This window comes from Nonomuraea sp. NPDC049695 (assembly GCF_040674955.1).
In the GTDB taxonomy this organism is placed as follows: domain Bacteria; phylum Actinomycetota; class Actinomycetes; order Streptosporangiales; family Streptosporangiaceae; genus Nonomuraea; species Nonomuraea helvata.
In genome coordinates this window covers 173,444-199,016 of record NZ_JBFANV010000007.1, presented here as the reverse complement: position 1 = coordinate 199,016, position 25,573 = coordinate 173,444, and the positions used below count along the sequence as shown (strand labels likewise).

The following is a 25,573-nucleotide window of genomic DNA, read 5'->3' as shown; positions in this document are numbered from 1 at the left end:
CCCGCCGGAGGATACGCCGTGGAGGCTCAGGTCTCGCCTTCGGCCGGTGGCAGCGTCGGGTAGTCGACGATCGGGTAGAGACCAACGGTGAACCCGTACGTCGTGTCGCCCGAGCGCGGGAGCTGGTCGAAGGTGTGGATCAGCTGGTCCACCTGCTGCCAGAACTCGGCCGCGCGCTCCTCGGGGATCCGCGCGTGCCGGATGAACGAGCGCATTTGCCCGGCGTCGTACGCCGGCTTGGACTCCTCGGCCGCGACCTCGAAGTCGTTGAAGTCGTGCGGGAGCTGTCCGTCCTTGCCCTGCCGGCCGAGCCCGACGTAGAACATCCGCGCCGCGCGCCCGTAGAACCGCTCCTCGATCGCCCGCACCCGGCGCGTCCGCACCACCCGCAGGATGCCCGCGTCCGTCAGCACCTTCACGTGGTGCGCGACCGTGCTCTTCGGCCGGCCGACCGCGGTGGCCAGCTCGGTCACCGTCGCGGCCCGCTCGTGCAGCAGTCCGAGGATCGTCGTCCGCAGCGGGTCGCTGATCGCCCGCACCTGCTCCGCGGTCGTCAGCTCGACGGTGTCCGCAAGCTCGTAGTCCGGCACTGGCTTATTGATCGGCATGGTCCTAATAGACTAGCATCGCGGATTGTTCGAGATATTTGGATCATTGGAGTGGATCATGGCCGAGGTCGTGCTGTACCACCACGCGCAGGGGCTGACCGGCGGGATGAAGGCGTTCGCCGAGGAGCTCCGGCGCGCGGGCCACACCGTCCACACGCCGGATCTCTACGAGGGACACACGTACGCGACCCTCGAGGAGGGCATCGGCTACGCCCGGGACACCGGCTTCGGCACGATCATGGAGCGCGGCGTCGAGGCTGCGCAGCGCCTGCCGGAACAGGTCGTGTACGCCGGGTTCTCGCTCGGCGTCATGCCCGCGCAGCGGCTGACGCAGACCCGGACGGGTGCGGTGGGCGGGCTGTTCTACGACGCTTGCCTCCCGGTCGAGGAGTTCGGCAGCTGGCCGGACGGCGTACCGGCGCAGGTGCACGGGATGGACCAGGACCCGTTCTTCACCGAGGAAGGCGGCGACCTGGACGCTGCCCGCGCCCTGGCCGCCGCCGTCGACACCGTGGAGCTGTTCCTCTACCCCGGCAAGGAGCACCTCTTCGCCGACTCGTCCCTACCGGGCTACGACGAGCCTGCTGCCAAGCTCCTCCTGCAACGCACGCTCGACTTCCTTCCGCGCGTAGCGCGATAGGAGGGCGTGCGAAGCACCATCTAGCTGGACCATGCCGAGCTGGTCGGCGGCGCGCAGGGCCGGCCACACCTCGGCGAAGGCGGTCGTGGAGGTGACGTCCCGCCTACGACCACGCCGAGATCACCTCCGTGGCCGCCTCGCACGTGGCCTACGACCTGGTGAGCCTGATGGCCCTCGAGCAACCGAATTAACCCGGTCATTCCGGCTGTGGATCCCATCGGAACCGGCGGATGGCCACCAGCGCCCCCGCCAGCCCCCAGACGGCCAGCACGGCGAGGCTGTGCCAGGTGGGGCCGGTGAACAGGGCCTGGTTGAACGGCCGGACCGGCAGCACGTCCGAGACCGCGTTCAGCACGTCGGAGTGGATCGGCAGGTAGGTGCCCGCGATGAACACCAGCGGGAACTGCACCAGCTGCACCACCGCGGGCGCGGCCTCGGCGTTGCGGATCAGGGAGGCCACGGCCACGCCGAGCGCGCAGAACGCGGCCGCGCCCAGCACGAGCGTGGCCACCAGGCCCGGCAGCCGCGCCGGGTCGGGGAACGGCACGCCGTACAGCCTGCCGACGAGCGAGACGAGCAGCACGTCGACGATGCTGACCAGCACGCAGTGGGCCAGCAGGCCGGCGAAGTAGACGTGGGCCGGCAGCGGGGTGGCGCGGACGCGCTTGAGGATGCCGTTCTGGCGCCGGGCGGCCAGCACGATCGCCAGCTGGCTGAAGCAGGAGCCGAGCACCGACACCGCGGCGATCGTGGGCACGTAGTACTCCAGCGCCGACACCCCGTAGAAGTAGTCGCCTGTCTCCATGCCGTTGAACAGCGCGCCGAAGATCGTGATGACCACGACGGGGAAGATGAACGTGAAGAACGCGCTCTGCGGGTTGCGCCAGAACGACAGCTGCTCGTAGCGGATCTGGTGCCAGATGAGTCTCATGATCCTGTCAGCTCCAGGTAGACGTCCTCCAGGCTGGGCCGGTCCACGGTCAGCCCGTCCAGCACGACCCCGCTCCAGATCAGCTCCCTGAGCGTGCCGGTGGGGTCGGTGGTCTCGAGGACGATGGGGCCCTCGGGGGTCAGGTAGCGGATGCGGGTCTTGGCCGAGTCGCGCCCGCCCAGCGTGGCCGGCGTGCCCGTGGCGACGACGCGGCCGGCGGACATCACCGCGACCCGGTCAGCCAGTTCCTGCGCCTCGTCCATGTAGTGCGTGGTGAGCACGATCGTGGTGCCCGAGTCGCGCAGGTTCCTGACCAGTTCCCAGGCGCCGCGGCGGGCGTTCGGGTCGAAGCCGGTGGTCGGCTCGTCGAGGAAGAGCAGGCTCGGGTTGCCGATCACGCCGAGCGCCAGGTCCAGGCGGCGCTTTTGGCCACCGGACAGCACCTTGACCTTGCGCCGCGCCTGCTCGCGCAGGTCGACCAGGTCGATGACCTCGTCCACGTCGCGTGGCGCCGGGTAGTAGCCGGCGTTGCGCGCGATGGTCTCGCGCACGGTCAGGTACGGCTCGACCGCGATGTCCTGCAGCACCAGCCCGATCCGCGCGCGCAGCGCCGGGTCGCGCGGGTCCATGCCGAGCACCTCGACCACCCCGGCGTCCTTGACGCGGAAGCCCTCGATGATCTCCAACGTGGTGGTCTTGCCCGCGCCGTTCGGGCCGAGCAGTGCGAAGATCTCCCCGTGCTCGACGCTGAAACTCACCTCCCGTACGGCCCGCACCGCGCCGTAGCGTTTGGCCAGTTCCTCCACTACGAGCGCACGCACGTGACCTCCACCCGGACGTCGAGGTGGCGCGCGGCCAGGCCGCGGTAGGCGGTCACGCCGAACTCGGTCCTGTCGACGCGCGTGGTCGCCACGACGGTGAACGAGCCCGGCTCCACCTCCGTCCGCTCGACGGTCAGCGCCAGCGGCCGGGTGACGTCCCGCACGGTCAGCGTCCCCTCCAGCGAGCCGTTCGCCCGGAAGGTCATGACGGGGAAGCGGCCGGTATCGAGCAGGCGGGCCGAACGAACGCCGGCGTCGCGCTGGTCGTTGCCGGTGTGGAAGCTCCCGGTGTCGATCTCCACCTCGACGCGCGAGTCGGCGAGCGGCTCGGCCACGTCGACGACCCCTGACCGGATGGCGAACGTGCCGCGTACCGGGGCGAGCCCGAACAGGTGCCTGGTCCTGAAGGTGACGGACCCCGAATCGATCTTGTAGCGTCCCAGGTGAGGTGTCATGCGATCCATTGCACGATCCGGCGCCCGGCCTCCGGCAGGGCAGGCCGTAGGGACTGGGATGCGACTTTCGTAGGTACCTGGCTCTTCGCCCGATGTCATAGCGTTGGCGGCATGATGCGCAGGCACCGGCTCGCCGTGGACGTGGCGATCGCCGTCGCCTTAGCGGTCCTGGACACGGTCCTGACGCTGGCGCAGGGTTCCTGGTGGCCGGAGCGGCCCGGCACGCTGGCCTGGGTCCTGCTCGGCGCGCAGGCGCTGGCCTGCCTGTCGCTGGCGGCGCGGCGCAGGGCCCCGCTCGCCGTATTGGCCGTGATCGGCGCGTTCACTCTGGTCGTGACGCTGCTGATCTGGCCGCTCGGTGCGATCACCCCCGCCAACCCCGACAACGTGTGGGCGCCGGGGTTGGCCGCGTCGCTGGCCGCCTACGGCCCGCTCTACCACTGCCGCCAGAACCGCCGCAGGGCGATCATCGCGCTCGCCGTCTTCACGCTGATCGTCGTGCGCCCCTGGCAGCCCTCCGTGCTGCTCCTCACGCTCGGCGTCCTCCGCGTCGCCCTCGGCCCGCTGCTCGCGCTCTACTTCGACGCCCGCAGGCGCCTGGTCCAGGCGCTGACCGAACGCGCCGAGCGCGCGGAACGCGAACGCCACCTGCTGGCCGAGCAGGCCCGCACCGAGGAGCGGGCCCGCCTGGCCGGCGAGATGCACGACGTGGTCACCCACCGGGTCAGCCTGATGGTGCTGCAGGCGGGCGCGCTGCGCATGACCGCCACCGACGAGGAGACCCGAAGACAGGCCGAGGAGCTGCGGGTGGCGGGCGTCCAGGCACTGGACGAGCTGCGCGACCTGGTCGGCATCCTGCGCACGGCGCCCGAGGGCGAGGAGACGCCGTCGGTGGCCGGCTTCGCCGCGCTCATGGCCGAGTCCACGGCCGTCGGCAACCCGGCCGAGCTCGTCGAGGAGGGCGACCCGGCGCTGGCCTCGCCCGTCGTCGGGCGCACCGCCTACCGCATCGTCAGGGAGGGGCTGACCAACGTGCGCAAGCACGCCCCGGGCGCGCGCGTGACCGTCCGCGTCGAGTACGGCGACGCGCAGGTACGCCTGTCGATCCGCAACACCCCGCCGACCCGGGCGCCCGGTGAGCTGGCCGGCACCGGGTCGGGGCTCGGCATCGCGGGCCTGCGCCAGCGCATCGAGGTCGTGCACGGCACGCTGCGCGCCGGGCGCGAGCCCGACGGCGGCTTCCGGCTGGAGGCCACGCTGCCCGCCTACGTCCCGACTGGGGTGTGACCCGTGGTCCGCGTGGTGGTGGTCGACGACGAGCCGATGGTGTGCCGGTTCCTGAGCACGATCCTGGGCGCCTCGGGCGACATCGAGGTGGTCGGCCAGGCGCACGACGGCGCGGCCGGGGTCGAGGAGGTCGTCCGGCAGCGGCCCGACGTGGTGCTCATGGACCTGCGCATGCCGGGCGTGGACGGCATCACCGCGATCGAACGGCTCGGAAAGCTCCCCGACCCGCCGCCGATCGTGGTGCTGACCACGTTCGACGCCGACCAGTACGTGCTGCGCGCGCTGCGGGCCGGCGCGTCGGGGTTCCTGATCAAGTCCACCCCGCCGGAGGAGCTGATCGGGCTGGTCAAGGTGGCGGCCGAGGGCCACACCGTGCTGTCGCCTGCCGCCGCCCGCCGCCTCATCGCGGCCTCCGCCGACACGCACTCGGCCCGCGACCGGGCCAGGGAGCTGGTCGGATCGCTGACCGAACGCGAGGTCGAGGTCCTGGCGCTGCTGGGGGAGGGCCTGTCGAACGCGCAGATCGCCGGCAGGCTCTACCTGGCGGAGGCCACGATCAAGGGATACGTGTCACGCATGCTGGACAAACTGGGCTGCGCCAACCGCACCCAGGCGGGGCTGATCGCCCACGACGCGGGGCTGGTCTAGCTGGCTCTTCGCGTGTTCAGGGACAGTGGGGACTTGCCCTGGGTGCCGTGTCCCTCATTGTCACCTGTGCTTGCGCTGGTCCGAACAGGTTGAGGGACAGGAGGGACACTCCGTGGAAGGCGCGTACGGGGTGTCCGGCCAACGTGCACACCGCCGCGATCGTCCTGCTGATCCTTGGAGTTCCCGAGCGAACCGTGATGGCCATCATGGGGTGGTCCAGTAGCGGCATGGCACGCCGGTTGACAGCCTGCTCTGGGAGATGGGCGAGGACGGAGAGGAACCCTCCGAAGAGGCCAACTGAGACTAAAACTGAGACCCGAATAGCGAAAGGGGCCGACTTGGATGGGGTCGGCCCCTTCGCGTTTACTGCCTCAACCAGGCGCGGAGGATAGGGGATTTGAACCCCTGATAGGTTGCCCTATACACGCTTTCCAAGCGTGCGCCCTCGGCCACTAGGCGAATCCTCCGCCGACGAGCTTACCGGACTTCTGGGCGTGCGCAGACCACCTTTTCCAGGGTGGAGCAAGCACTGCGGCATCCCGCTAGACTGTTCAGGGACCCCTCGCGCGGCGTCATCCTGTGAACCTCCCCAGGGCCGGAAGGCAGCAAGGATAAGCGGGCTCTGGCGGGTGTGCGAGGGGTCTCTTCGTTGGGAGCCCCTCGCAGGCGGGATGGTCGCATGAGCCTTGCGCTTTATCGCAAGTACCGGCCCGGGACGTTCGCCGAGGTCAAGGGTCAGGAGCACGTCACAGATCCGTTGCGGCAGGCGTTGCGCACGAGGCGGATCAACCACGCCTACCTGTTCAGTGGTCCCCGCGGATGTGGCAAGACCTCCAGCGCCCGCATCCTGGCGCGCTCTCTCAACTGCGAGCAGGGGCCGACGCCCGACCCGTGCGGTGTCTGCGAGTCGTGCGTCGCGCTCGCCCCGACCGGGCCGGGTCACCTCGACGTCATCGAGATCGACGCCGCCTCGCACGGTGGCGTGGACGACGCGCGCGACCTGCGCGAACGGGCGTTCTTCGCCCCCGTCTCCGCGCGTTACAAGATCTACATCATCGACGAGGCGCACATGGTGACCCGCGAGGGTTTCAACGCGCTGCTCAAGCTCGTCGAGGAGCCCCCGCCGCACCTGAAGTTCATCTTCGCGACGACCGAGCCGGAAAAGGTCATCGGGACGATCAAGTCGCGTACGCACCACTACCCGTTCCGGCTGATGCCGCCCGCGACGCTCCGCGGACTGCTGGAGGAGATCCTCACCTCCGAGAACGTGCCCTTCGAGCCCGCCGCGCTGCCCCTCGTCGTACGTGCGGGCGCGGGCTCCGCGCGTGACTCGCTCTCGATCCTCGACCAGCTCCTCGCCGGGGCCGAGGAGGACGGCATCACGTACGCCAAGGCCGTCTCCCTGCTCGGCTACACCGACGGCGACCTGCTCGACGAGGTCGTCAACGCGTTCGCGGCACGTGACGGCGGTCAGGTGTTCCACGCGGTCAACCGGGTGATCGAGGGCGGCCACGACCCCCGTCGCTTTGCCTCCGACCTGCTCGAACGCTTCCGTGACCTGGTGATCCTGGCGAACGTTCCTGAGGCGGCCTCGAGCGGCCTGCTCGACCGCCCCGCCGACGAGCTCGAACGCCTCGTCCAGCAGGCCGCCTCGATGGGCCCGGCCGAGCTGACCCGCGCGGCGGAGGTCTTCAACGCGGGTCTCACCGAGATGCGCGGCGCCACGTCGCCGCGGCTGCTGCTCGAGCTGATGTGCGCGCGCGTGCTGCTTCCCGGCGCCGCGCAGGGCGAGGAGGCCCTGCTCGCCCGCCTCGAACGCCTCGAACGCGGCGGCGCGGTCGCCCAGATGGCCGTACGGGCCGCTTCCGGCGCACCCGCCTCCTCGGCCGCGGCGCCCGCCCCGGCCGCCGTGCCCATCCCGCGACCCGGCACCTCGTCGGGCCACGCCGGCGTCCGGGTCTCCGCGGCGGCGGGGGATGATCAGGCCGGCGAGAGTGCCCAGGCACCGGCCGTTCCGGCTGCGCAGCCGCATGTCGCCGGTGCTGAGCCGGCAGCGGCTGCGGGGGCTGACGACTGGCCCGAGCCCGTACGTCCCGGCTCCCCCTCCGCGGGGGCGTCAGGCGGTACGCAGGCGGCGGCGGTGGGCAGCGCGCCGCAGACGTCTCAGGCGGAAAGCGGGGGTCCGGCCGGCGGCGCTCCCACGGGGAGCGGGGTCGGCGCTGTACAGGCGCAGTGGGCCGCCGTGCTCGCCTCGCTCAAGCAGCGCAGCATCGTGGTCTGGGCGAACGTGAGCACCAACGCCCAGGTGGTGGGCGTGGAAGGCAATATCGTCACGCTGGGCTTCACCCAGGTCGGCGCGATGAAGAACTTCACGGGCGGCGGCAAGGACGCCGTGGTGGCCGGCGCGCTCGGCGACGTCCTCGGCGGCACGTGGCGCGTCGAAGCGGTCGTCGGTGGCTCCCCGCCCCCTCCGCGAGGCTCCTCCCGCCCTCCGTCGCACGGTGGCCCGGCCGGAGGTCACGCCGGGCCGGCCGCGGGTCATGGTGGGCCGGCTGTGAACAACGGCGCGGTGGCGGGCCCGACGGGGTCGGCCGGGTCTCAAGGGGCGGCAGGCGCGCATGTCTCGTCCCAGCCCCAGGGGCGTACGGCGTCGCACGGCGGCGCCCACGACGCCCAGGAGTCCGGCTCCGACCAACCTCCGGCCGCGTCTCCTGGACGCCAGACCACGGACGAGTCCTGGCCCGAGGCTCCCGACGACTTCGGCCCCGGATCTCCGCCCACCCCGGACCCGACTCGCACCATGCCCGTCGCACAGGCCGCCGCTGCGGTGGCGGCTCCGTCCGTGGGCGCCCCCCCGGCTGGAGGCGGTACTGGCATGGCCGCCGCGAAGTCGGCGGCGAGGGCCGCCGCCCAGGCGGGCCCCCGCGCCCCCACCGCCCGTGGCGCCGCCGCGGCCTGGCCGGAGACGGTCCCCAGCCGCACCAAGGCCCCGGTCTCGGACGACGTAGACCCCTTGAACGACGCGGACGCCGACGTGGACGCAATTTCGGGCATGGCTCTGCTGGAACGTGAGCTGGGCGCCCAGGTGATCGGCGAAATCGACCACAGCTGATCCACAGGCGCCTCGGCTCTCGGTTGCTCGATGGCCGACGTTCGGCACGGGTTGACCCTCTTGCTCGATGGGCGATGGGCGATGGGCGATCGGCGATCGGCGATCGGCGATCGGCGGAGGCAGGGTCGCATGCTCGATGGACGGGACGTCGGCGGCCGCGGCCTGGAGCGTTGAATGAAAGTCGGTGGTGGGAGCGCTCCAAAAGGCTCACACGCAAAGACGGGAGCGCGCGGCGGCGGAGCGCGGGTCGGTGTGGGGAAGGGAGGCGAGGCGCTCCAGGACCTCGTAGTCGTCATGGCCGTTGGAGGTCTGCGCGTACGCCCACAGCTCGTCCGGCGACCCGTGCCGTAGCAGGCACGCACGTACCTGCGCCTCCAGTTCGTCGCGTTCGCGGCGGATCTCCGGCGACTCCGAGCGCAGCAGCAGCGGACCCGTGTACGCGCGGGCCAGCGCACGGGCGTCGTTCACCGACAGGTGGCGTCGCACCTCCAGGAAGTCGGCCTCCAGCGGGCACGTCAGCCGGTACGGCTTGGCCGCGATGGCCTCGCCCAGCTGGGTCCGCAGCCGGTGGATCTCCGCCCTGATCGTCACCGGATTGCCGTCGTCCCCGTACAGGTGGAACGAGAGCTGTTCGGCCGTCAGCCCGTGCGGATGCAGCGCCAGCAGGGCCAGGATCTCCGCGTGCCGCAGCGACAGCGGCCGGTCGAGCTCGCCGAACGTGGCACGGGGCGGCCTCTCGCCGAGGAACGTCAGGGCGAGGGAAGGAGGCGTGTCGGACGGCGCGGGACGCAGGAGGAATCCCTCGGAGAACGGCTCCAGCAGCCCGACGGACCCGTCGCCGAGTATCACCCGGCGGCCGGTGAGGCGCAGGCGCTCGCCCAGGTCGCCCGCCGGGTCGCCCAGCAGGACACGGCCGGTGGACGACAGCAGCACCCCGGGCCGCCCGCGCAGGGACTCGTAGCGGCGGCGCAGGCGTTCGTCGCGCTCGTGCATGCGCAGCGCGAGCTGGGTCTCAGCGAGCTTGGCCGTGGCGGTGACCAGGGCGACGGTGGCCGGGTGCAGGCTGCGCGCGGTGCCGCTGACGTCGACGCACCCGATGATCGTGCCGGAGTCCGGATCGGTGATGGGCGCGGCGCTGCACGACCAGATGTGCAGCACTCGCATGATGTGCTCCTCGGAGTAGACGTGCACGGGCCGGCCGGCCGCGAGGGCGGTGCCGATGCCGTTGGTGCCGACGCTGTCCTCGGTCCATTGGTGCCCGTCGGCCAGGCCGATCTGGTCGGCGCGGCTCATGACCGAGTGGCTGCCGTCACGCCAGAGCACTCGCCCGTCACCATCGGTAAGGATCAACACCTCGTCGGCCAGGCCGCTGAGCGTCTCGGCGATCATGGGCAGCAACGGGCGCAGCGGATGGGCCTGACGAGCGTCCTTTATGCGGGGAAGGTCGTAAACCAGCGGCGCGATCTTGCTCTCCGGATCGATCCCGGCCTGCAGGGAACGTTCCCAAGATGCGGTGATCAGGCGGCGGGGCAGCTCCGGCAGGGCGCGGCCGGTCACCGCCGCTTCGTGTGCTCCGCGCAGAAGACGGGAGTACGCGTTGAGATCGGCGTAACTCATCGGTCACTCCAAGTAGTCACTCAGAGCATCCGTCTTGCGGGCGATCCGCGCAACCCGTTCGGGGGGATTGCGGAGAGTGGTTGAACGTACGCAACCTGTGTGCAACGTTGGGCTCGTTAGGGTCCTGGATCAACGCGTCGGCGTGGTGCGGCCGCTCCGCCGACGTGGTGGCCGGGTCTCGGACGCTGGAGGGGGGCCGAGATCCGGCCAAAAACATCCCATAGGCGGGGGCACCCCAGTACATGACGCCGCCCAAACCCCGTAGGCTCGTGGAGTCAAGAATGCGGAGCCACGAGGAGCGCACCACGGTGAACCCAGGGGATGTCAACCTGCAGCAGCTGCTGGAGCAGGCCCAGCTCATGCAGCAGCAGCTTGTGAGCGCCCAGCAGGAGCTCAACGACGCGCAGATCGAGGGCTCGTCGGGCGGCGGCATGGTCACGGCCGTCGTCAACGGTTCGGGCGAGCTGCTCGAGCTCAAGATCGACCCGAGCGTCATCGACGCCGGCGACCCGCAGGACACCGCCGACACGATCGCCGACCTGGTGATCGCGGCCGTCCGCGATGCCGTCCGCGCCGCCGCAGACCTGCAGCAGGAGAAGCTCGGCCCGCTGGCCCAGGGGCTGGGCGGCGGCGGCCTCGGACAGTTGCCAGGGTTCTAGGCATGTACGAAGGGGTCGTCCAAAACCTGATCGACGAGCTCGGCCTGCTGCCCGGCGTCGGTCCCAAGAGCGCGCAGCGGATCGCGTTCCACCTGCTGGCGGCCGATCCTGCCGACGTCAAGCGGCTGGCGCACGCGTTGCTGGAGGTCAAGGAGAAGGTCCGCTTCTGCCGGGTCTGCGGCAACGTGGCCTCGGAGGAAGAGTGCCGTATCTGCCGCGACCCGCGCCGCGACACGCACGTGATCTGCGTGGTCGAGGAGTCGAAGGACGTCGTGGCGATCGAGAAGACGCGCGAGTTCCGCGGCACCTACCACGTGCTCGGCGGCGCGATCAGCCCGATCGACGGCATCGGCCCCGACGACCTGCGCATACGCGAGCTCATGACGCGCCTGGCCGACGGCCGGGTCACCGAGCTCATTCTCGCCACCGACCCCAATCTCGAGGGTGAGGCGACTGCTACCTATCTGGCCCGTCTGGTCAAGCCGATGGGCATCAAAGTGACACGACTGGCCAGCGGTCTGCCTGTGGGCGGTGACCTCGAGTACGCCGACGAGGTGACCTTGGGCCGCGCGTTCGAAGGACGGAGGCTGCTGGATGTCTGACCAGTGGAGCGCCCTTGCGGAAGAGATCTCCGTGCACGTGCAGGACTACGTCGACGGTCTGACCAGGGTCGCGAGCGGTGAGGGTGGAGACGCCATCTGGTCGCTGCTGCTGGTGGAGGTCGCGCAGGTGAGCCTGGCGGGCGCCAAGCTGGGCGCCAACCGCGACGTGATCCTCTCGGGCAACAACGAGCCGCCGATGAGCGAGGACCCCGACATCGACGGGGTGCGCACCGCGCTGGCCGAGCGGCTGGAGGCGGTCGACGACTACGCCGAGGTGTTCGACCCGTACAAGGACACCGGCGTCACCCCGTACCGGCTCTCCGACGACCTGACCGCGGTCGCCGCCGATCTCATCCACGGGCTGCGCCACTACCACGCGGGGCGTCCCCACGAGGCGCTCTGGTGGTGGCAGTACTCCTACTTCAACACCTGGGGCAACCACGCGGGCGCCGCGATGCGCGCGCTGCAGGCCCTGGCCGCGCACTCGCGCCTCGACGTGGCCGAGGAGACCACCGCGGTCTGATCATCCATATTGTGGAACGGCCCATCGGCCGCATGAGATGGCCCCAGTAGACTGGCAGCTCACAGTCCAGACCGGGAGACTCTCGTGGCGCTCGTTGTGCAAAAGTACGGTGGTTCGTCCGTCGCCGACGCGTCCTGCATCAAGCGGGTCGCGCAGCGGATCGTCGCGACGAAAAAAGCCGGCAACGACGTGGTCGTGATCGTCTCCGCCATGGGCGACACGACGGACGAGCTGCTCGACCTGGCCGAGCAGGTGTCGCCGCTGCCTCCGGGCCGCGAGCTCGACATGCTGCTGACCTCGGGAGAGCGCATCTCGATGGCCCTGCTGGCGATGGCGATCGCCAACCTCGGTCACGAGGCCCGTTCGTTCACCGGCTCGCAGGCAGGTGTGATCACCGACTCCACCCACGGCAAGGCGCGCATCATCGACGTGACGCCCAGCCGTATCCGTGAGGCGATCGACCAGGGCCGCATCGCGATCGTGGCCGGGTTCCAGGGCGTCTCGCAGGACACCAAGGACATCACCACGCTGGGCCGCGGTGGGTCCGACACCACGGCGGTGGCGCTGGCGGCGGCTCTGCAGGCCGACGTGTGCGAGATCTACACCGACGTTGACGGCGTGTTCACCGCCGACCCGCGCATCGTGTCGGCGGCGCGGCAGATCCCCAGGATCTCCTACGACGAGATGATGGAGATGGCCGCCTGCGGCTCGAAGATCCTGCACCTGCGCTGCGTCGAATACGCGCGCCGGTTCGACCTGCCGATTCACGTACGCAGCTCTTTCAGCACCAAGGAAGGCACGTGGGTCGTCTCCGACCCTTACACCGAAGGAACCGAGATGGAGCAGCCGATCATCTCCGGCGTCGCGCACGACCGGAGCGAGGCCAAGATCACTGTTGTCGGGGTCCCCGACAAGGTCGGAGAGGCTGCCTCGATCTTCAAAACGCTGGCAGACGCCGAGATCAACATTGACATGATCGTGCAGAACGTCTCGGCCGCGGCCACGGGCCGCACGGACATCTCCTTCACGCTGCCCACGGCCGACGCCCAGACGGCGCTGACGTCGCTGAAGAAGATCCAGGCCCAGATCGGCTACGAGTCGCTGCTCTTCGACGACCAGATCGGGAAGGTGTCGCTGATCGGCGCGGGCATGCGCTCGCACCCCGGCGTCACGGCGACGTTCTTCGCGGCCCTCGCCGACGTGGGGGTCAACATCGAGATGATCTCCACCTCGGAGATCCGCATCTCAGTGGTCGTCGGCCAGGACGGCGTCGACGCGGCCGTGACGGCCGCCCACCGCGCGTTCTCGCTCGACGCCGACCAGGTCGAAGCCGTGGTGTATGGAGGTTCCGGACGATGAGCAAGAGGCCCAATCTCGCCCTGATCGGCGCGACCGGTGCCGTCGGCACCGTCATGCGCGACATCGTGTCGACCCGTGAGGACATCTGGGGCGAGATCCGTCTCGTCGCCTCGCCGCGCTCGGCGGGCAAGGTGCTCCAGGTACGCGGTGAGGACGTCGTGGTCCAGGCCCTCGCGCCCGAGGTCTTCGACGGCATCGACGTGGCCATCTTCGACGTGCCCGACGAGGTGTCGGCGGTGTGGGTGCCGATCGCGGCCGAGCGTGGCGCGATCGCGATCGACAAGTCGGGCACGTTCCGCATGGAGCCGGACGTGCCGCTGGTCGTGCCCGAGGTCAACCCGCTCGACGCCCGCGACCGGCCGCGCAACATCATCTCGACCCCCAACTGCACGACGCTGTCGATGATGGCGGCCATGGGGGCGCTGCACGCCGAGTACACGCTCACCGAGCTGGTCGTCGCCTCCTACCAGGCGGTGTCGGGCGCCGGTGTGGCGGGCTCCGCGCGGCTCTACGACGAGGTCGAGGCGCTGGCCGGCGACCGCACGGTCGGGCAGGCGGCCGGCGACGTACGCAAGGTGCTGGCCAACAAGCTGCCCGAGGAGTCGCCGTTCCCCGCGCCCATCGCGTTCAACGTGGTGCCGTGGGCGGGCTCCTACAAGGACGGCGGCTGGGCCTCGGAGGAGCTCAAGCTCCGCAACGAGTCGCGCAAGATCCTCGGCATCCCCGACCTGAAGGTCTCCGCGACCTGCGTGCGCGTGCCCGTGATCACGACCCACTCGCTGGCCGTGCACGCGCGGTTCGAGCGCGAGATCACGGTCGCCGACGCGCACCGCGTCCTTGAGGCGGCGCCGACGGTGGTGCTCATGGACGACCCGGCCAACGGCGTGTTCCCGACGCCGCTCGACGTCGTGGGCAACGACCCGACCTACGTGGGCCGCATCCGGCAGGCGATCGACTTCCCCAACACGCTCGACCTGTTCGTGTGCGGGGACAACCTGCGCAAGGGCGCGGCGCTCAACGCGGCGGAGATCGCCGAGCTGGTCGCGGCCGAGCTGTAGTCCAGTCCGTCAGATGGTGTGACGCCGTGCTTCGTGCGCGGCGTCCGCCGTCTTACGGCCGCGGCAACCGGCCGGCCGTCTCGCAGGCGTGGCGTCCCGCCGGCGGGAGTCCGAACCGGTACTGTGAACGAGCGGTCTTCACCGGAAGAGGATGTCCCAGTGGCTGCTCTCGTCGGCGAAGACCGTGCCTGAGTCCGAGCGGTACAGCGGCGCGCCGTCGCTGCGTACTCCGGCCTTGTCATAATTTTTCGTGATGTACGGGTCTACGCAGCTGTTGTGGGAAATGTCGAGCTTGTAGCCGTTCCCGTGGCTGTAGACGCCGGGAGCGTGGCCTGCTTCCGTGCCGCCCGTCACCATGATCGGGCACTTGCTCTCGCGCCTCAGCTCCATGATTCCGGCGATCGTCCCGGTCCGCACCGAGTCGAGCGAGGTGCAGCGGTTTATGTGCTTGCTCGTACAGTTGCCGGTCGACTTCGTCCGCACGCCCCCGCTCTTCAGCCAGCCGCTGGCGATGGCGTGGGTCATCTGCATGGCCCCTTGCCGGGGCAGGACGCGCGTCAGGTCGACGCGAGCGTTCTTGCGGGGCAGGCGCGGACGCGCCTTGGATATTCGAGCCATCCGGACGCGTACGCGCCCTTGGGCGGGCTTGGCGGCCGGAGGACGCGGCGGCCGCTGCCCGACCTTGGGCTCCACGATCCGGTCCTGCGTGTCGGCCGATTCGCTCATCGGCCGGTCCAGCAGGTCCACAACGTCGTTGCGGCCCATCATGAGCCATTCGCGGGCCCACGAGCTGTCAGGACGGGGCCCGACCTCGTAATCCCAGTCGGGCCCGAGGTCGTAGTCCCAGTCGGTGGGTTCGGCCCTGTCGTGGCTGCTCGGCACCGGCGACCCTCCGGGGTGGGTAGCGGCTGAAGCGGCCGAGGCCAGGGCGATTATGGAGATCTCAACGCCGAGGAGTGCGACTGCTGTGAGACGCACTGTTCCACGTATCCACATGTCGATGCCTTTTCGCGGAAATAGCCCTTCCGCCACAAACGACAATCCCACCATTCACAGGAGATAACTCATGCCGCGGTCGCAACTTTGCCTTGTGGCGGCGATCACCGTGCGGCTCCATGACCTTGGACCGGGAAACCTGCTAAATTGGGCTGCCGCTATGGCCCTGGCCCGACACACGGAGGGGCGGCAGGCAGATGAGCAGGTTTTCTGCTCGGTGCCCCATCACGACGTAAAGTGACGAACGTGTCCGAAGCCCGAAACCGAGGATCGGAGAGCACCCGAGAGGTCATCGTCGAGACGGCATTGCGGTTGTTCAGGGAGCGCGGCTTCGACGCGACCACAATGCGTGCCATCGCCGCCGAGGCCGGGGTGTCCGTGGGCAACGCCTACTACTACTTCGAGAGCAAGGAGGCGTTGATCCAGGCGTACTACGACCGCGCCCAGGCCGAGCACGAGGCGGCCTGCAAGGAGTTCCTGGCCACCGAGAGATCGTTCGCGGCCAGGCTGAGCGGCGTGCTACGCGAGTGGGTACGCGTGTCCGAGCCCTACCATGAGTTCGCCGTCAAGTTCTACAAGCACGCGGCGGAGCCGACCAACCCGCTGAGCCCGTTCAGCAAGCAGTCGTCGCCCGCCCGCGAGGCCTCCATCGCGATCTACCGCCAGGTCGTCGAGGGGTCGCGCGACCGCATGAACGCCGAGCTCCGCGAGGAGCTGCCCGAGCTGCTCTGGCTGCTGTCCATGGGCATGGTGCTGTTCTGGGTGCACGACACCTCGCCGGGGTGCGCGCGTACGTACCGCCTGATCGAGGTGACGGTGCCGCTCGTGGACCGGCTGGTCGGGCTGTCACATCTGCCTGGTTTGAGGGGAATCACCAAGGACTTCATCGCGGCGGTCCACGAGTTGCGCGCCTAGAACCACATACCGGTCGGTTGGTACGGTGCGTGGATGAGTCAGAACTGGGGCATGACCATCCCGTTCTCCGATCGCCCGCTGTCCAGGTCGCGGGAGCTGATCGCGGAGCTGCCCGGGCTCGGTTACACCGACGCGTGGTCCGCCGAGGTCAACGGGGCCGACGGGTTCGTCCCGCTGGCCATGGCCGCGCAATGGGCGCCGGGGCTCAGGCTGGGCAGCGCCATCGTGCCCGTCTCGACGCGCGGTCCTGGGCTGCTGGCCATGTCCGCCGCCACCCTGGCCGACCTGGCGCCCGGGCGGTTCGTGCTGGGCATCGGCGCGTCCTCGCCGGCGATCGTGGAGCGGTGGAACGCGGGGCGGTTCGAGCGTCCGTACGCGCGCACGCGTGACACGCTGCGCTTCCTGAAGAAGGCCCTGGCAGGGGAGAAGGTCTCGGAGGCGTACGAGACGTTCGAGGTCAAGGGGTTCAAGCTGGAGCGGGCCCCGGAGATCCCGCCCAAGATCGTGCTGGCCGCGCTCCGGCCCAGGATGCTCCGGCTGGCCGCCGAGGAGGCCGACGGCGCGATCACGAACTGGCTCTCGCCCGACGACGTACGCAAGGTGCGCGCCGAGATCGGCGAGGGCACGGAGCTGATCGCCCGCCTGTTCGTCTGCGTGAGCGAGGACGCCGACCGGGTGCGCGAGATGGCCAGGTGGATGCTGGCCAGTTACCTGACCGTCCCGGTGTACGCCGCCTTCCACGACTGGCTGGGCCGCGGCGAGGTGCTGCGTCCCATGCACGAGGCGTGGCGGGCAGGCGACCGGCAGGCGGCGCTCAAGGCCATCCCCGACGAGGTGGTCGACGCCCTGATCGTGCACGGCGACGCGGCCACCTGCCGCGCTCGGATCCGGCAGTACATGGACAGCGGGCTCGACACCCCTGCTCTCGCGCCCATCCCGGCCGGGGAGGTCTCCATCGAGCAGGCCGTGCGGGAGCTGGCCCCGAAGGCGTAGGAGCGTGGCATGGACGACGTACTCAGGCTGGACGCGGTCGGTCAGGCCCAGGCGGTCAGGGACGGGCAGGTGTCGGCGCGGGAGCTGGCCGAGGCCGCCATCGCGCACATCGAGGCCCACGACGGCGCGCTGAACGCGGTCATCCACCGCCGGTTCGACCGGGCGCTGGCCGAGATCGACGCCATCCCGGAGTACGCGCCCTTCCGCGGCGTGCCGATCCTGCTCAAGGACCTCGGCTGGCGGCAGGCGGGCGAGCCGTACAGCGCGGGCTCGAACGTGCGCGACGGCATCGAGCCCGGCGTGGACGGGTACGGCGTCGTGCGGCTGCGCGAGGCCGGGTTCGTCATGCTCGGGCGGACGAACACCCCCGAGTTCGGCAGCACGATCACCACGGAGCCGGTGGCGTTCGGGCCCACGCGCAATCCGTACGACCCCGCGTACTCGCCGGGCGGTTCGAGCGGGGGGTCGGCGGCGGCGGTGGCGGCCGGGATGGTGGCGCTGGCCACGGCGAGCGACGGGGGCGGCTCGATCCGCATCCCGGCGTCCCTGTGCGGCCTGGTGGGGCTCAAGCCGACGCGCGGGCGGGTGAGCGCCGGGCCGGCCATGGGCGAGGGGTGGAGCGGGTTCTCGTGCGCGGGGTTCGTCAGCAGGAGCGTGCGTGACACGGCGGCGGCGCTGGACGTCGTGTCCGGCCTGTACCCGGGCGACCCGTACGACGCCCCCGCGCTGCCGGGGCCGCTGGCCGCCGAGGTGGGCAGGGAGCCGGGGCGGCTCCGGATCGGGTTCGTCACCAGGCATCCCAACGGGGCCGTGCCCGAGTCGCCCGAGCTGACCGAGGCCGTCACCAGGGCGGCCGCGCTGCTGGAGTCGCTCGGTCACGACGTCGCGCCCGACGGCCCCAGGGCGCTCGGGGAGCCCGGCTTCGCCCAGCGGTTCGGCGCCGTCGTGGCCGACAACCTGGCCGCGCACGTGGCGAGCCTGGGCGAGCTGCGCGGCAAGCCCGTCCAGCCGGAGGAGCTGGAGCCGCGCAACGCCGCCATGCTCGCCGCGGCGCACAAGCACAACGCGGCAGACCACATCCTGGCCACCCAGTGGATGGACGGCTTCCGCCGCCGCATGGCCGCGTGGTGGGGCGAGGGCTACGACCTGCTGCTGATGCCCTCGCTGGGCGTCGCGCCGTTCCCGGTGGGCTGGATCCCGCCGGACGACCTCAGCACCGCGTTCGGCAGGACGGGGCACGCCGTGGCGTACACCTCGCCGATCAACGCGACCGGGCAGCCGGCCATCTCGCTGCCCCTGCACACGACTGAGGTGGGTCTGCCGGTGGGCGTGCAGCTCGTGGCGGCGGCGGGGAGGGAGGACCTGCTGATCAGGGTGGCCGCGCAGATCGAGCTGGTCAGGCCGTTCGAGCACGGGGCGATGCGCTGACCGTCAGGAACTCGTGGCCGTGCTGACGCGTTATGTCGTGAGAGGTCGGGGGTAGGGGGGTTCTCATGATGGCGAAGGCAGCACGGGCAGCGGCGGCGTGGCGGACGTACCGCGAGGTGACCAAGCCAGGCTCGCCCAGCTTGATGACCAGGGTCAGGGCGATTCCACGGATGGTCGGCGCGGTCATGCGCGGGCAGTACGACGGCATGGGCAAGGGCAGGCTCGCCCTGCTCGGGCTAGGGGTGGTCTACATCCTGTCGCCCGTCGACCTGGTGCCCGACTTCCTGATGCTGATCGGCGTGGCCGACGACTTCGGCGTGTTCCTGTGGCTCGCCGCCGCGCTGCTCGGCGAGAGCGGGCGGTACGTCGAGCACGAGAGGCGCGTCATCCAGGCGCGGCTCCTGGAAGAGGAGGCCTAGATCTCCTCCATCCGCAGCCAGGCACGTGAGGGCAGCGGATGGCCGAAGAGGCGGGCCGCGTTGCCGTAGGCGACCCTGGCGATGTCGGCGGGCGGGAGCGAGCCCAGATTGCGGGCCACGGACTTCTGCGTGTCCGGCCAGGTCGAGTCGGAGTGCGGGTAGCCGCTCTCCTGCAGCACGTGGTCGAGGCCGACCGCGAGCCGCACGCCCGACAGCGCGTGGTCGTCGAGCGTGCCGAAGAAGAAGTTGCGGCGCAGCACCTCGCTCGGCTTGAGCCCGCCCTCCCACGACGCCTCACCGGCGACCGGGTGGTCGAGGGCGTAGTCGGCGCGCTCGGCCAGCATCGGCAGCCAGCCCACGCCGCCCTCGACGATGAGGATGCGCAGCGAGGGGAAGCGCAGCGGCACCCCGGACCAGAGCCAGTCGGCGCAGGCGAACATGGCGGTGGTCGGCATCAGCGTGGTGATGGCCTCGATGGGCGTGTCCGGCGAGGGCACGGGCGACCACGACGAGTCGCCCGCGTGCAGGGCGACGACCGTGCCGGTCTCCTCGCAGGCGGCGAAGAACGGGTCCCAGTGGCCGGTGTGGATCGACGGCAGCCGGAGCCGGGTCGGGAACTCGGGGAAGACGACGGCCTTGAAGCCGCGGGCGGCGTTGGCGCGGATCTCCTTGGCGGCCACGTCGGGATCGGGCAGCCAGGGGAGCTGCAGGCCGATGATGCGCTCGGGATAGGTGCCCGCCCAGACGTCGATGTGCCAGTCGTTCCACGCCTTGACCAGGGCGAGCCCGAGCTCCTGGTCGCGGGTCCTGGCGAACGGCATGCCGGACTGCCCGGCCAGCATGCCGGGGAAGCACAGCGCGGCCCAGATGCCCGCGATGTCCATGTCCTGGATGCGGGCCTCGATGTCGTGGCAGCCGGGACGCATGTGCTCGAACCTGATCGGCTCGAGCGTGCGCTGCTCGCGGGGGAGCCCGGCGCCCACGTCGATGCCGGCGCACGGGTAGGTGGCCCCGCCGTAGCGCCAGACCTGGTGCCCCGCCTCCGTCTCCACGACCTTGGGCGCGACCTCGGCATACTTCTCCGGCAACCGGCCTTCGAACAGGTCGGGAGGCTCGATCAGATGATCGTCGGCGGAGATGATCACGTAGTCGCGCCGCCTCGGGTCAGGGTCGGGGAGCAGCGGCGTAGTCACGCAGGTAACCGTACGACGAGCGGATAACGTCGAACAAGCTGCGACGTATCCGTTGGGTCTCCAAGATTGTTGACCCGGGACCGCCGGGAGGGGGATGGCGGGCGGTCCCAGGCCCGGGTTGGGCCGCTCGCCTGGACGCAGCAGGCGGGACCCGGGCTGCCACTACCCGTCCGAGTCCGCTTCAGTCAGCAGGTGGGCGCGCAATTCGGCGATGGTGGCGGGGGAGACGTTCAGGACCTGTGTGACGTACCTCTCGATCGAGCCGTGCCGGGCCGTCAGATCGGTGAGGAAGAACCGCATGGCCTCGGCGGGCGCCAGCCCGAACCCCGGCCACATCGGCGCGTCGGGATGCCTGCTGCGCCAATCGGCGATGAAAGCCTCGGTGGCCAGTCCGGTGAGCGCATAGTCCGCCACGATGTCGTCATCGCTGACGCCCGCCAGCGAGAGGACCAGAGCGGTGAGCACGCCGGTGCGGTCCTTGCCCGCGGCGCAGTGGATCACCGTAGGGGCGTTCTCGGCCCGCGCGATCGCCTCCAGCGCGGTCCTGAGGTTGTCGAGGCGGTCCTCGCTCATCTCCAGATAGCGGTCGGCGAGATATCTCGCCACGCCGATCTCCTCGCTGTACACCGACCTGTCCCAGCGGCGTCCCTCGATGGGGAGGTTCTGGTAGACCTGCCCCTCGTACTCCGGGGCTCGTCCCGCCTTCTCGATCTCGTACGGATGGCGCAGGTCGATGACCATGCGGACGCGTAGCCCGCGGAAGGTCGTGAGGTCGTCCCCGGCCAGCCAGCCGAGCGAGTCGGCCCGGTAGAGCCGTTGCCACCTGACGGTGCGCCCGTCCTGGGTGGCATATCCACCTACGTCGCGAAAATTCCGGATACTGGCGAACTCAATGTGGCGGATCACCCTCAATACCTTAATTGGCGGCGGTCACCGACTCCTTGGACTGCTCCCCGGCCTTCCGCTCGGCCACCTCGCGCCGGATCAGCAGGATCCAGCCGGCCACGGCGATGCCGATGAACAGCCACCACTGGATCCCGTACGCCAGGTTGAGTCCGCCTCCGGCGCCCACGTCCGGCTCGGGCACCGGCGCCGGCGCCGTGGCGGGCTCGGGCGACTGTTCGGTCAGCTCCACGTAGCCGCCCACGAGCCGGTACGGCAGCCCCTGCCCGATCTTGTCGGCGTTGATCAGCAGCACCTGGCCGGGCGGCAGCCCGGAGCGCTCCCTGATGCCGCTGGATTCCTCGGTCTCGCTGAGCCGTAGCCGTCCGGTGACAGTTACCTGCCCGGTGGAGGGAGGGGGCACCTCGGGGGCGGCGTCGGCGGTGGCGCCTGCCTTGACCCAGCCCCGGTTCACGATCACCGCCGTGCCGTTGCCGGTGACGAGGGGCGTCAGGACGTAGAAGCCGTTCAGCCCCTCCTGGGGGCGGCGGCGTACGAGCAGGGCGTGGGTCGGGTCGTACGTGCCGGTGACCTGGACCTTCCTGAACCGGTCGGCCTCGCGGACGCGCCGGCCGGGGAGCGCCAGCTTCTCCAGCGGCACGGGCGCGGCCTCGATGTTGGCGGTGACCAGCTCGCTGTTGGCCGATCGCTCCTCGAAGCGCCCGAACTGCCACCGCCCGAGGAACACGAAGGCGGGGATGACCAGCAGCACCACCACATGGAGCGCGAGCCATCTGGGCGTCAGCAGGAACCGGTACACGCTCTCAAGACTAGGCATCGGGTGGGGTGCCCCCGCACGCGCCTATGCGCTGCTGAGCTCGGCTCCTGACCCCGGCACCGGGGTCACCTCGCGCGGTCCGCCCACCTCGTGGCCGTCGGCGCACCGGAAGTACTGCTCGATGGGGGCGCCGCAGTCGCGATGGGTGAGCACCACCGGCGCTCCCTCCTCGCCTGCCAGGTATTTGTCGCCCCAGTGCATGAGCGCGACCAGCAGCGGATAGAGGTCGCGGCCCTTCTCGGTGAGCCGGTATTCGTCGCGCTGGCGCTGACCCGGCTCGCGGTAGGGCTCCTTGCGCAGCAGGCCCTCGTCGACCAGCCGGGCCAGCCGGGCACTGAGCACCTGGCGGGGGGCACCGGTGATCGCCTGCATGTCGGCGAACCTCCGTACGCCGCTGAACGCCTCACGCAGCACCAGGAAGGTCCACTTCTCCCCGACGATGTCCAGGGTGCGCTCGATCGAGCAGTTGTTCACCTGGAAGTCCATCCGGAAGGGAACGTTCATCTTTGTATTATACCTGAGTTCAATTGACAGACTCAGATGCGACTGGGACTCTGGGTCTATGCAGGGAACTCAGATCCGCCCCGCACGCGCCGGCGACGAGGAGCGGATCAGGCGCTTCCTGGCCGGGCTGTCGCTGCACACGCAGACGCTCCGGTTCTTCACGGGCATCAGCACCCCGGCCCCCGCACTGGTGCGCGCGCTGCTCACGATGGACGAGCGCCGCGACGCGCTCGTCGCCACCCTGGGGGACGGTGAGATCGTCGGCCACGCGATGAGCTTCAAGGGCGACTGCGCCGACGTCGAGATCGCCGTGGTCGTGGCGGACCGGTGGCAGGGGCAGGGGATCGGGCCCCGGCTGATCGACACGCTGCTGCTGCGGGCCTCCGTGCGCGGCGCGAGGAGCGTGGGCATGGACGTGCTGGGCGAGAACCGGCGCGTGCTCAGGCTCGTCCGCAGGCTCTGGCCGGATGCCCGGATGACGGTCTGCTCGGGAACGGTGGAGGTGACCGCTATGATCGATACAGCCGGTCTATTTGCGGAACAACGTTCTGGTGGCACACCATTGACAGCGTGAAGAGTGCCAAGAACGGACGCGACGGCCGGACCCGCATCATCGAGGGCGCCCTCCGCCGCTTCAGCCAGGACGGGGTGTCGGCCACCACGCTGGCCAGCCTCCGCGAGGAGAGCGGCGTCAGCGTCGGCAGCTTCTACCACCACTTCGCCAGCAAAGAGCACGTCTTCGGCGTGCTCTACGCCGAGATCCTCACCGCGTACCAGGACGCCTTCCTCGCCGAGCTCGTCGGCCACAAGGAGGCCCGCGACGGCATCGAGGCCGTCGTGGCCTTCCACATGCGCTGGGCCGGTGAGCACCCGGAGAGGGCCCGGCTGCTGGTCAGCGAGCGGCCGCCGCGCAAGCAGGAGCCGGGCGGCGCGGAGGTGGCCGAGGCCAGGCGCGCGTTCTTCCGCCAGGTGTCCGACTGGTGGCGGCCGCACATGAAGAACGGCCTGCTCCAGCCCGTCCACCCGACCATGTGCTACGTGCTGTGGCTGGGGCCGGCGCAGGAGATGTGCCGCCTGTGGTTCGCGGGCGCGCACACGCCCACGGAAGAGGAGATCAAAGGGCTGGGCGCCGCCGCCTGGCAGAGCCTCCGCCAGCAGTGAGGCGCACCGGCACGCCGGCCGGCCGGAGCGGGGTGGAGACGTGCCAGCTCGCCCGGTCGAGCGAGATGTCCAGCCGCAGGTCGCCGCGGTGCCGGCGCAGGCCGGGCACGCGCACCCGGGCGTGCACGTCGAACCGGCCCCGGTGCGGACAGCCGAACCCGAGCTCGTCAGGAAGCACGCGGAGGTCGTCGCGGTTGCCGCAGCGCGGGCACGTCCAGGACACGAGGTCCAGGCCGCGGTTGTAGTCGGAGCAGGCGCTGAAGTATTCGTCGGGCCCGAACTGGGACTCACAAGCCAAGCAGGGGATCATCATGGTCCGCTCCTCGGGACGACGTGGTTACTTCCCTAGAGATACCGCTATCCGCTTGTCCGCCGCTTGCAGAACGCTTGGTCATTTGCGTAACAGTATGAGCACGTTGGGTGACAAGATCATGCGTACGGGCCCGCAGTGAAAAGATGGACCTGTGGAACGACTACGCCATCACCTGTTGGAGACCGGTTACACCATCGAGGGCGTACGCGATCGGCTGGGCGGCGTGGCCGCCTCGGCGCTGGCCCGGGAGGAGCTGGTCCCGGCCCTGCGGGCGACCGCTGACGGCGACCCCTTGGCCACCCTGATCAGGTTGTGGTGGCTCGGCGTTCCCGTCCCGGCCAGGTCCGTCGCGCCGGAGGTCCTGGACTCCGGGCTGGTCAGCGGCGACGGCGACCAGGTGAGCGCGACCGTGCACCTCCAGCCCTGGGAGACCGGCGGCTACGTGGTCTCCGACCGCAAGGTGCGCCCCGGCGACCCGGCGCTGCGGCCCGACCACGTCGTCGGCGCGGGCGGCGCCTCGGCCAACCTGGCCCAGCTCGTCACCCGCCGCCCGGTGGGCCGCGCGCTCGACCTGGGCACCGGGTGCGGGGTGCAGGTGCTGCACCTGGCGGGACGGGCCGAGCAGATCGTGGCCACCGACGTCAACCCGCGGGCCGTGGAGCTGGCCAGGCTGAGCTGGGAGCTGTCCGGCGTCTCCGGCGTGGACGCGCGTACGGGGTCCATGTTCGAGCCGGTCGGGGACGAGCTGTTCGACCTGGTCGTGAGCAACCCGCCGTTCGTCATCGGGCCCACGGGCGAGCTGACCTATCGCGAGGCGGGCGGCGACGGCTTCTGCCGCGACCTCGTACGCCGCACGCCCCGTCACCTCACCCCCGGCGGCCAGGCCCACTTCCTGGCCAACTGGCTGCATGTCGAGGGCGAGGACTGGCGCGACCGCGTGGGCGGCTGGCTGCGCGAGAGCGGCTGCGACGCGTGGGTGGTCCAGCGCGACGTGCAGGACCCGGCCGAGTACGTCGAGCTCTGGCTCAGGGACGCCGCCGAGCAGGGCACCAAGGGTTACGCCGAGCACTATGACCGCTGGCTGGCCTGGTTCGACGAGCGCAAGGTCGAAGGCGTCGGGTTCGGCTGGATCACCATGCGCAACTCCGGCACGCTCGACCCGGTCGTACGCGTCGAGCACCTGGACCACCAGGTCGCGCTCCCGGTCGGCGACTACGTGGACTCCGTGATCGACGCCATCACCGCCGCCCACCGGACCAAGGAGCTGGGGAAGGCGCACCTGCGCACTGCCGACGGCCTGCTGGACGAGCGCATCGGACTGCCCGGCGCGGAGGACCCCATGCGCATCGTGCTGCGCCAGACGCAGGGGCTGCGCCGCAGCCGGGAGGTCGGCACGGTGGAGGCCGCGCTGGCCGGCGTGTGCGACGGCGAGCTGGCGCTCGGCCCGTTGCTCAACGTGATCGCCGAGCTGGTCGGCGACGGCGAGATTCCCGACGCCGACGCGGTCAGGCCCCTCATAGCCGAGGGTTATTTTCTGCTTTGATCCGCCGTTGATTCGACGTTGACGCCGGGGGTGGAGGCTCAGGACCAGACACGGACCCCCGGGGGGTT

General features: G+C 70.4%; 27 protein-coding genes, 1 tRNA gene and 1 other RNA gene. 17 read left to right on the top strand and 12 right to left on the bottom strand.

The features are described from left to right. Positions 1-26: 26 nt before the first annotated feature. Positions 27-608 carry a winged helix-turn-helix domain-containing protein gene (locus AB0J64_RS09480; RefSeq protein ID WP_364023223.1) on the bottom strand — a complete coding sequence of 194 codons (582 nt, stop codon included), beginning with the start codon at positions 606-608 and terminating at the stop codon, positions 27-29. A 58-nt stretch (positions 609-666) separates the two neighbouring features. On the opposite strand from AB0J64_RS09480, the gene AB0J64_RS09475 reads away from it, so the two are divergent. After that, positions 667-1,248 carry a dienelactone hydrolase family protein gene (locus AB0J64_RS09475; RefSeq protein WP_364023220.1) on the top strand — a complete coding sequence of 194 codons (582 nt, stop codon included), beginning with the start codon at positions 667-669 and terminating at the stop codon, positions 1,246-1,248. Positions 1,249-1,444: 196 nt separating this feature from the next. On the opposite strand, the gene AB0J64_RS09470 is transcribed toward AB0J64_RS09475, so the two are convergent. The 3 genes from AB0J64_RS09470 to AB0J64_RS09460 are packed head-to-tail and all read right to left on the bottom strand — an operon-like array spanning position 1,445 to position 3,455. After that, on the bottom strand, positions 1,445-2,179 hold the full coding sequence (locus AB0J64_RS09470) for an ABC transporter permease (RefSeq protein WP_364023217.1): 735 nt from the start codon (positions 2,177-2,179) through the stop codon (positions 1,445-1,447). Then, the gene (locus AB0J64_RS09465; protein ID WP_364023214.1) at positions 2,176-3,000 is read right to left on the bottom strand and encodes an ABC transporter ATP-binding protein; all 825 of its coding nucleotides are present in this window, start codon (positions 2,998-3,000) and stop codon (positions 2,176-2,178) included. Before AB0J64_RS09465 ends, AB0J64_RS09470 begins: the two co-directional genes overlap by 4 nt. Further along, positions 2,985-3,455: a YceI family protein gene (locus AB0J64_RS09460; protein ID WP_364023210.1), complete on the bottom strand. Its 471-nt coding sequence runs from the start codon at positions 3,453-3,455 to the stop codon at positions 2,985-2,987. The genes AB0J64_RS09465 and AB0J64_RS09460 overlap by 16 nt, the downstream gene beginning before the upstream one ends. Before the next feature lie 111 nt (positions 3,456-3,566). On the opposite strand from AB0J64_RS09460, the gene AB0J64_RS09455 reads away from it, so the two are divergent. Next, on the top strand, positions 3,567-4,742 hold the full coding sequence (locus AB0J64_RS09455; RefSeq protein WP_364023207.1) for a histidine kinase: 1,176 nt from the start codon (positions 3,567-3,569) through the stop codon (positions 4,740-4,742). Positions 4,743-4,745: 3 nt separating this feature from the next. Continuing rightward, on the top strand, positions 4,746-5,390 hold the full coding sequence (locus tag AB0J64_RS09450) for a response regulator transcription factor (protein WP_364023204.1): 645 nt from the start codon (positions 4,746-4,748) through the stop codon (positions 5,388-5,390). A gap of 382 nt (positions 5,391-5,772) precedes the next feature. Here the strand turns inward: AB0J64_RS09450 and AB0J64_RS09445 are convergent. Continuing rightward, positions 5,773-5,857 (bottom strand) — tRNA-Ser (locus AB0J64_RS09445). An 86-nt stretch (positions 5,858-5,943) separates the two neighbouring features. On the opposite strand from AB0J64_RS09445, the gene ffs reads away from it, so the two are divergent. Together ffs and AB0J64_RS09435 are read left to right on the top strand one after the other, a co-directional pair. Further along, an RNA gene (gene ffs, locus AB0J64_RS09440) (signal recognition particle sRNA small type) lies at positions 5,944-6,039 on the top strand. Positions 6,040-6,069: 30 nt separating this feature from the next. Continuing rightward, on the top strand, positions 6,070-8,502 hold the full coding sequence (locus tag AB0J64_RS09435; RefSeq protein WP_364023201.1) for a DNA polymerase III subunit gamma and tau: 2,433 nt from the start codon (positions 6,070-6,072) through the stop codon (positions 8,500-8,502). Between the two features lie 207 nt (positions 8,503-8,709). On the opposite strand, the gene AB0J64_RS09430 is transcribed toward AB0J64_RS09435, so the two are convergent. Next, positions 8,710-10,119 (bottom strand): GAF domain-containing protein, encoded by a 1,410-nt coding sequence (locus AB0J64_RS09430; RefSeq protein ID WP_364023198.1) that lies wholly within the window; start codon positions 10,117-10,119, stop codon positions 8,710-8,712. Positions 10,120-10,427: 308 nt separating this feature from the next. Between AB0J64_RS09430 and AB0J64_RS09425 the strand changes: the two genes are divergently transcribed. From AB0J64_RS09425 to AB0J64_RS09405, 5 genes are all read left to right on the top strand, one after another. Next, the gene (locus AB0J64_RS09425; protein WP_080044223.1) at positions 10,428-10,778 is read left to right on the top strand and encodes a YbaB/EbfC family nucleoid-associated protein; all 351 of its coding nucleotides are present in this window, start codon (positions 10,428-10,430) and stop codon (positions 10,776-10,778) included. A 2-nt stretch (positions 10,779-10,780) separates the two neighbouring features. Beyond that, positions 10,781-11,380: a recombination mediator RecR gene (recR, locus tag AB0J64_RS09420; RefSeq protein ID WP_185069491.1), complete on the top strand. Its 600-nt coding sequence runs from the start codon at positions 10,781-10,783 to the stop codon at positions 11,378-11,380. Further along, positions 11,373-11,903, top strand: coding sequence for a DUF5063 domain-containing protein (locus AB0J64_RS09415; RefSeq protein WP_364023195.1), 531 nt, complete (start codon positions 11,373-11,375; stop codon positions 11,901-11,903). The genes recR and AB0J64_RS09415 overlap by 8 nt, the downstream gene beginning before the upstream one ends. A gap of 84 nt (positions 11,904-11,987) precedes the next feature. Further along, positions 11,988-13,262, top strand: a complete 1,275-nt coding sequence (locus AB0J64_RS09410) for an aspartate kinase (protein WP_364023192.1) — start codon at positions 11,988-11,990, stop codon at positions 13,260-13,262. Next, a complete protein-coding gene (locus AB0J64_RS09405) occupies positions 13,259-14,320 on the top strand; it encodes an aspartate-semialdehyde dehydrogenase (protein ID WP_364023189.1) in 1,062 nt (353 codons plus the stop codon). Before AB0J64_RS09410 ends, AB0J64_RS09405 begins: the two co-directional genes overlap by 4 nt. 138 nt (positions 14,321-14,458) lie before the next feature. Here the strand turns inward: AB0J64_RS09405 and AB0J64_RS09400 are convergent, their stop codons facing one another. Beyond that, positions 14,459-15,202: a hypothetical protein gene (locus tag AB0J64_RS09400; protein WP_364023186.1), complete on the bottom strand. Its 744-nt coding sequence runs from the start codon at positions 15,200-15,202 to the stop codon at positions 14,459-14,461. A 360-nt stretch (positions 15,203-15,562) separates the two neighbouring features. On the opposite strand from AB0J64_RS09400, the gene AB0J64_RS09395 reads away from it, so the two are divergent. The 4 genes from AB0J64_RS09395 (at position 15,563) to AB0J64_RS09380 (ending at position 19,071) form a co-directional block, all read left to right on the top strand. After that, on the top strand, positions 15,563-16,231 hold the full coding sequence (locus tag AB0J64_RS09395; protein ID WP_345000134.1) for a TetR family transcriptional regulator: 669 nt from the start codon (positions 15,563-15,565) through the stop codon (positions 16,229-16,231). Positions 16,232-16,264: 33 nt separating this feature from the next. After that, positions 16,265-17,224, top strand: coding sequence for an LLM class F420-dependent oxidoreductase (locus tag AB0J64_RS09390; protein WP_364023183.1), 960 nt, complete (start codon positions 16,265-16,267; stop codon positions 17,222-17,224). A gap of 9 nt (positions 17,225-17,233) precedes the next feature. Further along, positions 17,234-18,652, top strand: a complete 1,419-nt coding sequence (locus AB0J64_RS09385) for an amidase (protein WP_364023180.1) — start codon at positions 17,234-17,236, stop codon at positions 18,650-18,652. A 65-nt stretch (positions 18,653-18,717) separates the two neighbouring features. Continuing rightward, entirely contained in the window at positions 18,718-19,071 is a 354-nt protein-coding gene (locus AB0J64_RS09380; RefSeq protein WP_364023177.1) for a YkvA family protein, read from the top strand. Here the strand turns inward: AB0J64_RS09380 and AB0J64_RS09375 are convergent. The 4 genes from AB0J64_RS09375 to AB0J64_RS09360 form a co-directional block, all read right to left on the bottom strand. After that, positions 19,068-20,264 carry an amidohydrolase family protein gene (locus AB0J64_RS09375; protein WP_364023175.1) on the bottom strand — a complete coding sequence of 399 codons (1,197 nt, stop codon included), beginning with the start codon at positions 20,262-20,264 and terminating at the stop codon, positions 19,068-19,070. The two genes, AB0J64_RS09380 and AB0J64_RS09375, sit on opposite strands and share 4 nt — an antisense overlap. 162 nt (positions 20,265-20,426) lie before the next feature. After that, positions 20,427-21,170 carry a tyrosine-protein phosphatase gene (locus AB0J64_RS09370; RefSeq protein WP_364023172.1) on the bottom strand — a complete coding sequence of 248 codons (744 nt, stop codon included), beginning with the start codon at positions 21,168-21,170 and terminating at the stop codon, positions 20,427-20,429. A 10-nt stretch (positions 21,171-21,180) separates the two neighbouring features. Beyond that, positions 21,181-21,966, bottom strand: a complete 786-nt coding sequence (locus AB0J64_RS09365) for an SURF1 family protein (RefSeq protein ID WP_364023170.1) — start codon at positions 21,964-21,966, stop codon at positions 21,181-21,183. A gap of 42 nt (positions 21,967-22,008) precedes the next feature. Beyond that, positions 22,009-22,488, bottom strand: a complete 480-nt coding sequence (locus AB0J64_RS09360; protein WP_364023168.1) for a helix-turn-helix domain-containing protein — start codon at positions 22,486-22,488, stop codon at positions 22,009-22,011. Positions 22,489-22,546: 58 nt separating this feature from the next. Here AB0J64_RS09360 and AB0J64_RS09355 point away from each other — a divergent pair, with 58 nt between their 5' ends. Then, positions 22,547-23,062 (top strand): GNAT family N-acetyltransferase, encoded by a 516-nt coding sequence (locus tag AB0J64_RS09355; RefSeq protein ID WP_364023166.1) that lies wholly within the window; start codon positions 22,547-22,549, stop codon positions 23,060-23,062. Continuing rightward, positions 23,059-23,649 (top strand): TetR/AcrR family transcriptional regulator, encoded by a 591-nt coding sequence (locus AB0J64_RS09350; protein ID WP_345000153.1) that lies wholly within the window; start codon positions 23,059-23,061, stop codon positions 23,647-23,649. The genes AB0J64_RS09355 and AB0J64_RS09350 overlap by 4 nt, the downstream gene beginning before the upstream one ends. Here the strand turns inward: AB0J64_RS09350 and AB0J64_RS09345 are convergent. Continuing rightward, positions 23,603-23,962, bottom strand: a complete 360-nt coding sequence (locus AB0J64_RS09345) for a hypothetical protein (RefSeq protein ID WP_364023163.1) — start codon at positions 23,960-23,962, stop codon at positions 23,603-23,605. The two genes, AB0J64_RS09350 and AB0J64_RS09345, sit on opposite strands and share 47 nt — an antisense overlap. Positions 23,963-24,113: 151 nt before the next feature. Between AB0J64_RS09345 and AB0J64_RS09340 the strand changes: the two genes are divergently transcribed. Further along, on the top strand, positions 24,114-25,505 hold the full coding sequence (locus tag AB0J64_RS09340) for a methyltransferase (protein ID WP_364023161.1): 1,392 nt from the start codon (positions 24,114-24,116) through the stop codon (positions 25,503-25,505). Positions 25,506-25,573: the final 68 nt, after the last annotated feature.